A 13,658-nucleotide genomic window follows, 5' to 3' on the forward strand; every position below is an offset into this window, starting at 1 on the left:
TCCTGTCCTGATCTCTTGTCCGGTCTGTTTCACCACCCCTAAACCTGATTCCTTCTCCTAAGCCCGTCTAAATTATCTCGAACCGATCTGCTTCTCTACCAAATATTTTCTTCTCCCGAGCTTTTCTGTTTCTCTGCCAACTGATCAAACGGGATAATCGTGCAAAGAACTCCAGACAGCGAGTGTTGATCTGTCGCCCACCCCAAGAAAAGAATACTTTAAAGCGCTTGGCAGTTGATTTAGGTCGGGCTGATGGTCTATAACAATGAAAGACAACTCTTCTGTCTGATCATAGAAGCTCGTCACTCTCGCTTTACCAAACGAAGCGGTGTCTTTCTATTTTGCAAGCCGCCTTCTCAAGGATAAATCATAACCAAAGAGGTTTGATATAATACTTAGGGAACTTTATTCATTAAGATCCTGGAGAGTTTCTGAAGGGGATATGAAATACGCCGGGACCAATGATACTTGGCCCGGGCGATACCTTCGCAAGCTTGACAAACCAACGAGAATAAGTCGTAACAATTTTCATCAATCAATTGAACGAACGGAAGTATCCGATCCTGTTGAGAAGTCTTCCAGATCATGTTAAGACCGCCTGTTCTTGTCTCGTTTAACATCAAGGCATTAAAAAAGGCGTGTCTTTAGCTGGTTGTTTGCTCCCAAAAAGGGGCCAAATTGACCGATAGAACCTCAATGACTTCGTCAAACATCGTTTCCACTGAGCGATCTTGAGGGTTCCGGCTCCACTGTAAAGCCGATCCGAATATGCCCCAACTGATAACGAGCGCCATAGCTTCCAATTTTTCTTGCGAAAAGCCCTGTGTATCCACTTCATTTACCCGTTTAAGCAGGAGCCGATGAAGATCCTGATGCATGGCATTTTCAAACATCGCTTCAAACGGCTTGTCTCCCGGCGTACTATTTTGTTGAAACCGCAAAAGAAAATCGAATATGGTTTGAATAAGAATTCGCAGATTGTCCGCATTGCATCTTGTTTCTTCCGGCAGTTTATCCCTTATAGTCATTTGGAATTTTTCCGTCATCCAATATTCAAGAAAATCATATTTATCCTGAAAATGCGCATAAAATGTTGTTCGATTTACGGTTGCTTGATTCGTGATATCATGCACAGAAATGGAATAGATGTTTCTCTTTTTCCCAACCAAATCGTTAAAAGCCTGCACGAATAATTGACGGGTTCTTTTAACACGAGGATCCTCGGGATTTACCGACATTTTACCCCCCTCTTTCTCTTGAACTCAAATAACAGACAAAAGGACAAAAATGTTGGGAACACAACAAAAACAGCTTTTTGCAGGTTGTTCGCATGGGCTCAATCCTTTTATCCTTTACTTACGATTATGATTGCACAAACAAAATCGTATGACAAGAAACTCTTTATCTGATTTGCGACCGAAAGGATGAGTGTAGAAATGATTGTTGTTACAGGAGCGAATGGAAAATTAGGCCGGAAGGTCGTAGACGAACTTCTCAAGCGTGTTCCTGCCGGGGATATTGGTGTAAGTGTCCGTGATGTGAACAAGGCACAGGATCTAAAAGAACGCGGAGTTCGTGTTCGGGAAGGAAGTTTCGATGATGCCGAAAGTCTTCTTCACGCTTTTGAGGAAGCGTCTCAAGTTCTCATTGTCTCGTCCCACTCCTTGGGAGAAGTTGCTGTTCGTCAGCATCAAACCGCAATCGACGCGGCAAAGAAAGCTGGTGTTAGCCGACTGCTGTACACTAGCCAAATGTTTTCATCCGCAACTTCGCATTTTCCTCCCATGAACGTTCATGCCGCTACAGAAGAGCTGCTAAAATCTTCAGGAATGGCTTTCACGTCGCTGCGAAACGGCTTTTATGCCGCATCAGCGATCATGTGGATGGGGGATGCCTTGAAAACAGGGGAATTGATTGCTCCGGAAGATGGTCCTGTTGCCTGGACCACGCATTCCGACCTGGCTGAAGCCACAGCGGCCATCCTGACAGAGCAGAGATATGACGGTATGACTCCTAACCTTACGGCTTCCGAAGCGATTGACATGGATAGAATCGCATCGATTGCTTCCAAGGTCTTGAATCGGCCGATTCGGCGAATCGTCGTGTCGGATGATGAATATCGGAAACACTTGATGTCCCGAGGACTGCCGGAAGCGATGGTCGGCATGCTAACGGGTATGTTTCAGGCAAGCCGCCAGGGAGATTTCTCGCAAATCAATCCCGCTTTGGAAAATCTGATTGGCAGATCCCCAATGAGTTTTACGGATTTTTTAAAAGACTCGATTTCTCAATAACACTTTTGAAAAAAAGTTATAAACGCAAAGCATGAAATTGCCAAGTAAACGCTGTTGTAACCGGACGAGGCGGCTATCCAGATCTGGAGTTGAATAAGCCAATGAAGAGTTTGAACATCCTGGCATAAGAACTAAGAAGTATCGCCCGGGCCAAGTATCATTGGTCCCGGGCGTTTTTTAATTAAATGGAAACCTACCGCTTCACCAAATCTCGCGAATCGGCGTAAAGACGTCCAATTACCCTATTACGGGGGCTAAACCAGCAGCAACGACCTCCAAAACATCTCGCGCCCTGTCTTCCGCTGATCTATCTTGCGGATGTCTGCTCCACTCGACGGCCGAGCCAAATATGCCCCAGCTTGCTATCAGGGCGGTAGTCTCCACCGTCTCTCGTGCAACGGATGGTTCCGCTTGTTCGCTTAACCAGGTAAATAATAGGTCATATAGTTCCTTTTGCATCGCGACCTCAAAGAGCGTTTCATACTGACGATCAGCAAAAGTCATATACGGACGAGTACAGAAAAGAAAATCGAAAACGATTAAAATAAGCGTTCGCAAGCTCCCTATATCGGATAAAGCAGCATTCGGCAGCTCATCCTTTAGCTTCTCTAGGAATTTCTCCCTCATCCAGCTCTCAAGAAATGCGAATTTGTCTTCAAAATGCGCATAGAACGTGGAGCGGTTTACGGTCGCGTTGGCCGTAATATCTTGTACGGTAATGGAAGAGACATTCTTCTTCCTCTGCTCAAGCAATTCCATAAAAGCTTGCATCAATAGTTGACGCGTCCGTTTTACACGGGGATCGTTTGTATTAGTGGGCATGTTACGTTTCTCCCTCTCCCTCAGATTATATTAGTTAACGTGCGTTTATTGGAAAGCTAAAGGACAACAAATAAGCTCGTGTGTTGTATAAGCCACAAATGCGCTTGTTTACTGGTTGTACAGCCCAAACCGCTAAGCTAAGATTAGCACAGACAGTGTAGATTTTACTACACTGTCGGGTCAATCGCCCGTCAAAAGTAAAACACGAAAACTAGAAAGAATGGGTTCTGTGAAAGCAGTAAACACCCATTATGGTGCTTGTTTGTGCAATTTACCTACGGGCTTCTTATCCAACAATTGACCGTTAGTTTAGCAAGATTATATACCGGATAAACCAAGGGAGGAAGATGAAAATGGAAAACAATCCAGTAAGTAAATACGCAGGCAAGAAAGTAGTGATCACGGGAGGAAGCAGCGGGCTAGGCCTCGCGACAGCGAAGCTGCTGGCGGATGAAGGAGCACGCGTTCTGATCACCGGCCGTACCCAGGCTAAGCTTGACTCAGCTCGTGAACAACTTGGCAACAACGCGGTCGCAGTGCAAAGCGACGCCGCGTCGTTAACGGATATCGACGAGTTGGCCGACCGGGTAAAGGCCGAGTTCGGAACGATCGATGCCCTGTTCGTAAACGCCGGTATCACGCGCTTTGTCCCCTTCGAGTCGATGACCGAGGAAGTGTACGACGAGTTACTTACAGTCAACGCCAAAGGTCCGTACTTCACCGTGCAGAAACTCGCCCCATTGCTAAACGCAGGAAGCGGCGTGGTGCTCACCACCTCTATCACGAACGTATTGGGTGTCCCGATGATCAGTGCGTACGCGTCCAGTAAAGCAGCGCTGCGCTCCATGACTCGCAGTCTGGCCCGCGAGCTGTTGCCGCGGAAGATTCGCGTCAACGCGGTCAGCCCCGGCCCCATCGACACCGGCATCATGGACAAGTCGATGCCGAAGGAAGCTGCAGAACAGACCAAGGAACAGATGAGACAGCAGATCCCAATGCTGCGTTTCGGTGACCCCCTCGAGGTTGCCAAAGCAGTCGCATTCCTTGCGTTCGACGCGACTTACACAACCGGAGCCGAGTTCCCCGTGGACGGAGGCGGCTCTCAGATCTAAGTTCGGGAGGAAGGACGAAACCACATGACAACACCATGGACAGAAGACCACATGCCAGATCAGACCGGACGAGTGGCCATTGTAACCGGATCTAACAGCGGGATTGGATGGGAAGCGGCGCGGGCGCTAGCCAACAAAGGGGCGACGGTCATTATGGCCTGCCGCAGTATCGCCAAAGCCAACCTTGCCGCTGACCAGATTAAAGCCCTTAAGCCGTCGGGCAAGGTCGTAGGAATGGCCCTCGATCTGGGCGATCTGGCGAGCGTCCGCGCTTTTGCGGCGGCCTTTCGCCAGGACTACCAGCGGCTTGATCTCCTGATCAACAACGGCGGCGTGGCGAAGCCACCTTACGGGAAGACGGCGCAGGGCTTCGAACAGCAATTTGGGATCAATCACCTGGGGCATTTTGCGCTGACCGGTTTGCTGCTGGATAGGCTCGACGCGACGCCGGGCGCACGCATTGTGACAGTAAGCAGTTTGTCGCATCGGTCGGGAATCATTCACTTTGATGACCTGAACTTGGAGCGGAATTACACGCCAGCGCGCGCCTATGCTCAGAGCAAGCTGGCGAATCTGCTGTTCACCTACGAGCTGCAGCGCCGGGTTGTTGCGGCAGGCCAATCAACGCTGGCAGTAGCTGTGCATCCGGGCTGGACAGCGACCAATGCGCTGCGGCATTCCAGCATGATGCGGCGCTTGAATCCGATTTTCGCCCAGACCTCGAAAATGGGTGTCTTGCCGACCCTTTATGCGGCCACTGCGCCAGACGTCCGAGGTGGAGATTACTTTGGGCCAAGCAGTCTCGAATTGCGCGGCTACCCCAAGAAGGTCGAATCGAGTGAGCGCTCGCATGACGAAGCAGTTGCACGGCGGTTGTGGACGGTTTCCGAGGAGCTGACACAAGTGAAGTATGCGCTCGCGCCGGCCCCAATATAATGAAGATTTACCGTGAAGAAGGCTTCCTGATTTCGATCATAACGCCAAGTCGCACCTATGATAAGCGTTCCATACCGCTTGTCGCGCAAGGAAGGAATGGAACGTGGCAGGTTGCCAAACGTTGCTGGAAAACAAAAAATTGGAGGTTATCGAATTGGAGAATTTAGATACGTCGAGCAAAGATGTGAACTATCAAGCATCCAGCCCTGCTATTATGCGGACGATCCGTTTCCACAACTACGGCGAACCGGCCGAAGTCCTGCGCATGGAACAGGTCGCGGTCCCTGAACCAGGCCCAGGACGCATTCGCGTGACGGTGCGAGCTTGCGGGCTGAATCCGGTCGACTGGGCCATATGCAAAGGGCTATTTCCCGGCAATCTGCCCCGCGGTATCGGGCTGGAGCTGTCCGGGATTGTGGAGGCGGTCGGTGCGGACGTCACCGATGTCGTCATCGGTGACGCCGTCCTGGGCACCACCGACTTTATCGGCGCCCCGAGCGCCGGCGCGTCGGATCGGGCGATCCTGGACCATTGGGTCCGCATCCCTGCAGGACTCGAGTTCGTGCAAGCTGCGGCGCTTCCAATGGCGGTCACAATTGCATACAACCACCTTAAAGCACTAGGTGTTAAGCCGGGCCACACCTTACTGGTGCACGGAGCAGGCACAATGATGGGCTTCGCTGCCGTCCAGATCGCCCTCATGCGCGGCGCCAGCGTGATCGCTACCGCCGGTAACACTTACGCCGACCGGCTCCGTTCGCTGGGAGCGGCAGTGACTTCGTACGGTGACGGAATGGTCGAGCGGGTAACCGAGCTCGCCGGACAGCCGGTGGACTTGGTCCTGGACACTGCACCGGTCAGCGGCATAATACCCGACCTTATCCGGATCGCCGGCGGTGATCCCCGCCGTGTTCTAACCATCAGCGACTTCGCCGCAGCCGCCGAACTCGGCGTCCGCGCCAGCACCGGAGAACACCAGACCTTCCGCTATGATGTTCTCAGGGAGTTCGCCCAGTACGCCGCAGACGGCAAGTTCACCGTTCCGGTCGCCCAGACTTTCGCCCTCGAGGACTGGCGTAGAGCACTCGACATTAGCCAGAGCGGGCAAGCCCGCGGCAAACTGATCCTCCTGCCTGCCGGCGGCTGATGTAGAGACTGTTCTTCCGCGGACGGGTATGCCGGGGCCGATGGAAACAAGACGAAGCTCACGTATTGAACGATCGATCGTCACGACACCGATTTTATCGAGCAAAAAATCAAAGAATACGAGGTCAAGCCCATGGAGTATTGAACTTGGGCTTGTCTTTTTTCGTTAAATCAAAGGAGCTTCGCTTATTCGGTAATTGCTTTTCTCTTCGCTTTAAATATGTGAATCAGGTAATCCACAACAAGCCCCACGATTAAGAAGTTGGATTTTTAAGCGAACCTTTATATTTTGCTTATGGATTTGATTCTAAGCATAATACCGTACGACGTTTATACCGGTTCATCAATGGGAACTTTGAGAGGTACGACCCCGTCGGGGTTACCTGGAAACCTGATCCGGAGGATCTTTATAGGTGAAGATTGGGATTATGACGAAATAACCGAGGAGCAAGCGAATAGTTTGCATGTTGTATGTTAATTAACTCGAGTTATAGGTATTTGAAAGAAGACCATTAGTTAAGGGATCATTGTTTACTAATCGTTCTTAAACTTGTATGATAAGTGAAGGAAGGAGGAGGCTGTAAATGGCAAGACCCAGAGAATTTGATCAGGAGACCGCATTGAACAAAGCCATGGAATTGTTCTGGGAGAAAGGGTATGAGAGAACATCCATTCAGGATTTGGTCGAACGCACCGGAGTTCATAGGGGGAGCCTGTACGATACGTTTGGCGATAAAAATCAATTGTTTCTCACCTGCTTGGATCGATTCAGGGAAGTGACGAAAGATCGAGCCTTTCGCATCCTTGAGGAGGACGGGGAACCCAAAGAATTGTTACGTCGTTTTTTCGATACATTGATTGATGTGGCTCTAAGCAACGAAACGGGACGCCGAGGCTGCTTTATCGCAAATACAGCAATGGAACTGGGCGCAGTAGATTCGGCGATCTCCTCTCGGATCGAAGCTTATACGTTGGATATGGAGATCGCTTTTTATAAATTTCTGATGCGCGCTCAGCAGTTGGGTAAATTAAAGGCAAAGCTGAACGTTCGTGAGACGGCCAGATTTCTTGTGGGGACGAGGCACGGGCTTTATGTACTCGCTAAAACAGCCACGGATCGTAAAGTATTGGAGGATGCCGCTAAAGTAGCCATGTCCATTATCTTGTGATCTTAGGGTTTAGGGAATCAGCTAGCAGAGGGAAGACACGATTATAGTTGACTAATCGTTCTTAAATCGTGTATGATAGCTCTGGAGGTTGAACTTCCTGAACATTTACGAGAACGATCATTCTAGAAATGAAATTGACATAGTGGAGGGGGGAGCAGCAACTTCATAGGGGTAATATTTTTTTTTGATTATTAAAGAACGATCGTTCAAGAAAAGAAAGCCGAATCGAATAGATCCCAAATTTGTGAAAAGGAGCTGTTAACTATGGATATTTCAAAACAAGTTGCGTTGGTTACTGGTGCTAACCGAGGGCTTGGCCACCACCTTGCAAATGAGCTTCTCTCTAGTGGAGCCATGGTTTATGCCGGAGCGAGAGACCCAAAAACAATTCAATTGCCGGGAGTGATCCCGGTACAACTGGATATTACGGATCCCCAATCGGTAGCTGAAGCGGCACGGGCGGTTCCCGATCTGACTTTGCTGATCAACAATGCAGGATCACATACGGGAGCATCATTGCTTGATGGGGATATCGATCAGATTCGCTTGGATATGGATACTCACTTCTTCGGCACATTATCGATGATTCGTGCTTTTGCACCGATTATTGAAAAAAATGGCGGTGGGTCCATTCTAAATATCCTCTCCACCCTGTCCTGGTTTAGTGTGGGTGTAACGGCATATCCTGCCGCAAAATCGGCTGAATGGAATATGACGAATACGCTTCGATTGGCTCTGGCTGAGAAAAATATCAGAGTGGCCGGGCTGCATGTGGCATATATGGACACGGATATGACAGCAAATGTTAAAGCACCTAAAGCTAGTCCTGCTGATATAGCCAGAATCGCGATCGATGGGATTGCAGCTGATAGCTATGAAATTATAGCCGATGATTGGAGCCGCAAAGTGCAGCGTGATTTTGCTGGCGGCATACAAGCCGTGTATCCTCAATTGTTCCAATAAGAAAAATAAGGAGCGGAATTATTATGGCAACTGTGTTGTACGTGACAGCACATCCTTTCCAAGACGATTCTCACAGCTTGCGCGTGGGCAGACATTTTATCGAAACTTATCAGGAAGCCAACCCCGGTGATGAAGTAATTCATCTGGATCTGTATCGCATGGATCTTCCGCAAATCGACGCGGATCTATTGAGACGTTGGGGTCAACCGGCAAGCGGATCCTCCTTTGATGAGCTTAGCGAAGAGTCAAAGAAAAAAGCGGTACGGATGAGCGAAATTGTAGATCAATTCATGGCGGCGGATAAAATCGTCATTGTCAATCCGGTATGGAACTATTCTTTCCCGTCAATCCTGAAAATGTATCTTGACGCCGTTTTGGTTCCGGGTAAAACGTTTACACGAGCCAATAATGGATTGCGGGGGTTATCCGGTCTGATGGGAACGCAGCAAGGTAAGAAGGTAATGCACATTCAGGCTTCCGGTACGGTGCTTTCCCATGGAAAATTTGAAGATGTAGAATTTAGTCATCGTTATATCAAAGCCGCGATGAATTTCCTCGGGATAGAAGATGTACGAGCGATTTTTGTTGAGGGCACCAGTGAGCATCCGGACAAGGCGCAAAACATCATGGAACAAGCGATCCGGCAAGCCGTATCGGCAGCCAAAAACTTTTAAAATAATAAAGTTTTTCCGGCTACAACAAGGAATTCTTGTTGTAGCCTTATTTTATTTCAAGCGCATTATTCAGGAGCTTTTTGGGAGGAAAGCGGGAAGAAAGTGGGAGGTGATTTAATCCAGTCGCTAATCCTTTGGACCTCCGTCAGATCTTGCGAGGTAAGGATAATTGTTCGGCTTAAACATATTCGCTGAAAATCCCAGGCATCCTGAACTCGATATAAAAAAGCTGCAAGGGAAAACGAACCTTTATCGTTTAAGAGTAGGGACTTGTCGCATTCTCTACAATATTAGAAAATCTTTTAGTTGTATATGTCGTAACAATTGGTTCACGACGCAATGTACATAAATGACCCATACAAGCCACTTTGTATGGGTCATTTTTTGTAGATTGTTCAATAAAATTCTATCTCTTCACCAAATCCTCGCGAATCGGCGTAAAGACGTCAAGCAGAGCGGAGTCTTCTTCCAGCGCGGTTACGCCATGTTTTGCGTTTCCGGGAATATTAATCGTGTCTCCGGCTCCGATGCAGTATTCCCGGCCATCGATGCGGAAAATAAAGCTTCCGCGCAGGCAGTAGCTCATTTGCTGGTGGGGGTGGCTATGCTCGTAACCTTCGGCCCCTTTTGCAAAATGCACTTCCATCATCATCAGACTGTCCTCGGCTCTTAAAATGCAGCGTTTCACGCCCGGTTCGGCATTTTCCCATACTCCAATATTGCTCATAAATTTAACTCCTCCCGTATTTGGATTGCGGCAGCAGGACGCAAAGGCGGTTGGCTTCTATATGCAGCGATTGTCCGATTAGTTCGCAGCCGTTTCCTCCGTTTCCGCCATTCGCCTGATTCTGCCCGCCCAATAATCTCAATGATCCCAAGGCTGCTAGATTTAAAGTTTGCGTCCGCTTCGACCCATTCACTACAACGATACACCATGCCCCGTCGGGTTTGGTGATTTTGTAGCAGCGCACTTGCGGCCGAGGATCGGAATGGGGGGCCTCGGCTTGGTTCGACGGCCGGCTATCCAAATGGGCAGCTTGGGCTGGCAGCTGATCATCCAATTGGATAGCTTCGATACGAGCGCTTAGTTCCCCTTCTTCATGAGGATGCAGCAGCACCAAATAATCATCGCTTGCCCGGCCGTATACTTTAAAATACTGCTGCACCGGCAGAGGGTAGTTGCCGGCGACGGCGCCTTGATCCGTAACGATTACAGGCCGCTTAGGTTCGGCGATAACGGCGCTTAAGTGCATTCCGCCCAAACCGTGGGCTTCGATGTGCTGCTCCCCAATATCCGCATCGGTGCTCAGCGTGTGCAGGTTCCATACGCGTCCCGACTCACCGTCGATGTGATCCCAGACCAGGTAAACTTCCAATCCGGCTTTGATAAAAACAAAATGCCGATGATATTCGCGGATGTTCGGATCGGGGATCCGGCTTCGGACATAATCCAGTTCCGCGGAGAAAACCGCCTGTTCGCATTGGCTGCGCAGCGGGACTTCCTGCCATTCTCCCGCAGGGCCGGCAAACTGCACGACATTGTGGGCGGCGCTGGATACGTACCAATGCCTGTCGCCATTGTAGTAACCACCGGTTCCCGAATCGAGCGTCAAAGGCACTTGATGGCTCCAGATCGAGAAATGCCCCTCATCGTGATGGGCATGGTACGTAAGCGGGGAAGCCTCGTAAATTGCATAATGCTCATACCGGTTCGGACCCTGCGGATTGCGGAAAATCACGTAGCCCATGCCGGGATAATGAATCGAACCTAATTCGGGAGCTTCTTCCGGCAAATCCGGCTCGGGAAACAGCAGGGCCGCGAGCGGGTAGGGAGAAGCGCCGGAATCCCGGACGGGCGCACCCCCGCGCCGCCAAGCCCACATCATTTCCTTGGCCAACTTGGGTTCATTCTCCACGAAAGAAGGAGCCGCATAACCCAGCAGCCGGAACCAGTGCTCTTGCACATTGGCATCGCCGACCGCTGGCGTCAGCATGACGGCGGGGCTGTCCGACCCGGCTTGAATCCGGTCCGCCGGCACGGCCGTTCCGATCAAAAAACGGTACATGCTTTTGACCTTCTCACGCTGAAAATAATCGACTCCCTTGATCCGTTTCAGCAGGACAAAAAATAGAAAATAACGATGGAGCACCGCGCAATGGTATCTGATATTTTCCGGCCAGGCTCCGCAATCGTCCACGACGTGATCGAGCTGCCAATCCACCACCGCCAAGGCGTGCGCCAGATATTCCCCCGCCTTCGGCTCCTGCGGGAACAGCAGAGCATACACTCCCAGGCCTGTGGCCCGGTCCGCGTTCCAGTTGCTGCGCATCCCGCCTTTTTCATCAGGGAATTCTGCGAGGTCATAACGGTAATACCCCGTATCCATCATTAAATTGGAAATATAGCGGAAGTGCGCCAATAGCGCTGCTGTCTCATCCCGGTCAAACACACCGGAAGGGGCGATCTGACGATAGATCACCGAGATGACTGCCAAACCTCTGCCGATATGGACCGCACCGTAAACATCGTCGTCATGCCAACCCGTGGCTTTAAAAATGTCCATGCCCTGGATCATATCGCGCAGCATGTACAGTAATTTTTGCTTACAGCGCTCGGCGCTGGAGAAATCGCTTTCCACCATAAACCGGTTGGCGTCCGCTCCGGCCGCTTCAAGAAAATAAGACCAAGGGCTTGGCGTGGGCCGGTTGAAGGGAGGCGAACATAGGGGAATTTCGCGCTCCAGCGGGCCTTCGCTGCTCCGGAAACGAACCTCCGTATATACGCCAACGGTTAAGGGAACTTCCAAACTCAGCGTAATCTGGACGCTGTAGTGTTCGCCCGCCCGCATGGGAATCGGCGCGCCGTAATGCAGCACAGTGTCCGCATCCGCCGAGGCATTGGTCACGCAAACGCACTGGGCTTTTGCCGTGGAGTCCGTGCCGCTGACCGGTGTTACCCCGGAAGGCTGCATAGCCGCCGCGCCCAAGGGCAGGGGTTGAATCCGAAGCTCGCTTCCTTCGGCCACTTCGGCCTCCCAGTGGGCCAAATCCTGCGCAAAATTCGCGTTCTCCAGCTCCATGGGCAGCCCGCGCTGGGAAAACGTCAGCTTCATGCCGCTGATGCGGGCCGTCCCTTTTCCGGCGATATGAATGGAAATGAGCGCATATCGGACTCCTTCAGGCACCTTAAAAACAAACGGATACGTACGAAAATTGGCTTGCTCTCTAAGCGGAGCGGTTATGGCCCGGGCGGCATAACGCTGCGAGAGCTCTTTTTGCCGTAGATACTCCTCCTGCAGCGCGGGATTTGTCCTGATGCGGTCTCGCACGGCCTCCAGTTCACCCGCATCGTACAAGCCGTAAGAGGCTGCTGCCCCTTCGCCGTTCATAGGTTTCATCGTCCTCGTCACCTTCCTAAAAGTTGAAGTTCCAGTTCAACGATAATCATCTCTCGTCCTAATTCTAATTGAATACAGGTTACCGCCGGGATGGAGAAACAAGCGAAGGGCAGGGGACAAATCGACTGAAAAGTGATTTTCCCCCCTTAACACAGTGGGTTTCTCCCTAACCGCTTCCGCCTGCGGGCTTTTATCTTAGGATTAAGAAAGGCAACGCTTGATGACAGGAGGAAAAACAGTGAACAACGCAAAACGCCAAATCCATGCCTGGACGTTCGTCGCGCCGAGTTTGATTTTGACGCTGGTGTTTGGGGTGTACCCGATTATTTGGGCGCTCAAGTACATGTTTTACGATTATCAGGGGTATGGGGAGCCGTTATTTATCGGACTGAATAACTTCGGGCGGTTGTTCCGGGATACGGAGTTTTGGCAGTCGGTGTTGAATACGTTCGTGTATGCTGGCGGGAAGCTGCTGGTGACGATTCCTTTGTCCTTTGTGCTGGCGGTCATTTTGAACCGGGCTTTCGCGGGAAGGCAGCTATTGCGGGCGGTGTATTTCCTCCCTACCATCGTAAGTTCTTCCGTGATGGCGATTGTATTCTATGTCGTGTTCAACTCCTATAACGGGATGATCAATCAGATGCTGCTCGCCTCCGGCATCATTTCGGCGCCCATAGACTGGTTAGGGCCCAAGTATGCCTTGCTAACTTCCATTATTGTGGCGATTTGGGGAGCGATCGGCAACTATATGCTGCTGTTCCTGGCCGGGCTGCAAAATATTCCCGAAGATCTGTACGAAGCTGCATCCCTGGATGGAGCCGGACCCGTCCGCAAAATGTGGAGCATTACCGTGCCGATGCTTGGACCGGTGCTGCAAATGATCGTGATGCTGGCGATAATCGTTTCGCTGAAAGGGTACGAGAGTATCATGGTGCTGACGGAAGGCGGACCTTACGGCAAGACGAATGTCATGTACCTCTATTTGTATAAATTATTTTTCCCGGTATCCAGCGGGGGAGCAAGCGCCCAGCAATTCGGATACGGGAGCGCGGTCGGTTTTGCCACGGCGGTCATCGTCGGGGTGATCACTTTGCTTTACTTCCGTCTTTCCAAAAAACTGAACGAAATCTACTGACAGGGAGGA

The 13,658-nt window shown here is 50.6% G+C and carries 12 protein-coding genes; 8 read left to right on the forward strand and 4 right to left on the reverse strand.

The features are described from left to right. Positions 1–644: 644 nt before the first annotated feature. Entirely contained in the window at positions 645–1,238 is a 594-nt protein-coding gene (locus ACLD72_RS22080; RefSeq protein WP_458476158.1) for a TetR/AcrR family transcriptional regulator, read from the reverse strand. Between the two features lie 198 nt (positions 1,239–1,436). Here ACLD72_RS22080 and ACLD72_RS22085 point away from each other — a divergent pair, with 198 nt between their 5' ends. Next, positions 1,437–2,294 (forward strand): SDR family oxidoreductase, encoded by an 858-nt coding sequence (locus ACLD72_RS22085; protein ID WP_411002442.1) that lies wholly within the window; start codon positions 1,437–1,439, stop codon positions 2,292–2,294. 237 nt (positions 2,295–2,531) lie between these two features. Here ACLD72_RS22085 and ACLD72_RS22090 read toward each other — a convergent pair whose 3' ends face one another. Next, the gene (locus ACLD72_RS22090; protein ID WP_411002443.1) at positions 2,532–3,116 is read right to left on the reverse strand and encodes a TetR/AcrR family transcriptional regulator; all 585 of its coding nucleotides are present in this window, start codon (positions 3,114–3,116) and stop codon (positions 2,532–2,534) included. 353 nt (positions 3,117–3,469) lie between these two features. Between ACLD72_RS22090 and ACLD72_RS22095 the strand changes: the two genes are divergently transcribed. The 6 genes from ACLD72_RS22095 to ACLD72_RS22120 all read left to right on the forward strand — a co-directional run bounded on the left by ACLD72_RS22095 (position 3,470) and on the right by ACLD72_RS22120 (position 9,116). Then, positions 3,470–4,228, forward strand: a complete 759-nt coding sequence (locus ACLD72_RS22095; protein WP_128633892.1) for an SDR family oxidoreductase — start codon at positions 3,470–3,472, stop codon at positions 4,226–4,228. A 24-nt stretch (positions 4,229–4,252) separates the two neighbouring features. Continuing rightward, complete coding sequence (locus tag ACLD72_RS22100) at positions 4,253–5,164, forward strand: oxidoreductase (RefSeq protein ID WP_411002444.1); 912 nt, start codon at positions 4,253–4,255, stop codon at positions 5,162–5,164. A gap of 121 nt (positions 5,165–5,285) precedes the next feature. Next, the gene (locus tag ACLD72_RS22105; protein ID WP_411002445.1) at positions 5,286–6,311 is read left to right on the forward strand and encodes an NADP-dependent oxidoreductase; all 1,026 of its coding nucleotides are present in this window, start codon (positions 5,286–5,288) and stop codon (positions 6,309–6,311) included. Between the two features lie 583 nt (positions 6,312–6,894). Then, positions 6,895–7,479: a TetR/AcrR family transcriptional regulator gene (locus tag ACLD72_RS22110; RefSeq protein WP_128633890.1), complete on the forward strand. Its 585-nt coding sequence runs from the start codon at positions 6,895–6,897 to the stop codon at positions 7,477–7,479. A 264-nt stretch (positions 7,480–7,743) separates the two neighbouring features. After that, on the forward strand, positions 7,744–8,442 hold the full coding sequence (locus ACLD72_RS22115; protein WP_411002446.1) for an SDR family oxidoreductase: 699 nt from the start codon (positions 7,744–7,746) through the stop codon (positions 8,440–8,442). A 23-nt stretch (positions 8,443–8,465) separates the two neighbouring features. Beyond that, complete coding sequence (locus tag ACLD72_RS22120; protein ID WP_411002447.1) at positions 8,466–9,116, forward strand: FMN-dependent NADH-azoreductase; 651 nt, start codon at positions 8,466–8,468, stop codon at positions 9,114–9,116. Positions 9,117–9,522: 406 nt separating this feature from the next. On the opposite strand, the gene ACLD72_RS22125 is transcribed toward ACLD72_RS22120, so the two are convergent. Next, complete coding sequence (locus ACLD72_RS22125; protein WP_316561156.1) at positions 9,523–9,843, reverse strand: cupin domain-containing protein; 321 nt, start codon at positions 9,841–9,843, stop codon at positions 9,523–9,525. Between the two features lie 4 nt (positions 9,844–9,847). Then, positions 9,848–12,514 (reverse strand): heparinase II/III domain-containing protein, encoded by a 2,667-nt coding sequence (locus ACLD72_RS22130; RefSeq protein WP_411002448.1) that lies wholly within the window; start codon positions 12,512–12,514, stop codon positions 9,848–9,850. 220 nt (positions 12,515–12,734) lie between these two features. On the opposite strand from ACLD72_RS22130, the gene ACLD72_RS22135 reads away from it, so the two are divergent. Next, complete coding sequence (locus ACLD72_RS22135) at positions 12,735–13,649, forward strand: carbohydrate ABC transporter permease (RefSeq protein ID WP_411002449.1); 915 nt, start codon at positions 12,735–12,737, stop codon at positions 13,647–13,649. Positions 13,650–13,658: the final 9 nt, after the last annotated feature.

Source organism: Paenibacillus lacisediminis (assembly GCF_046567315.2).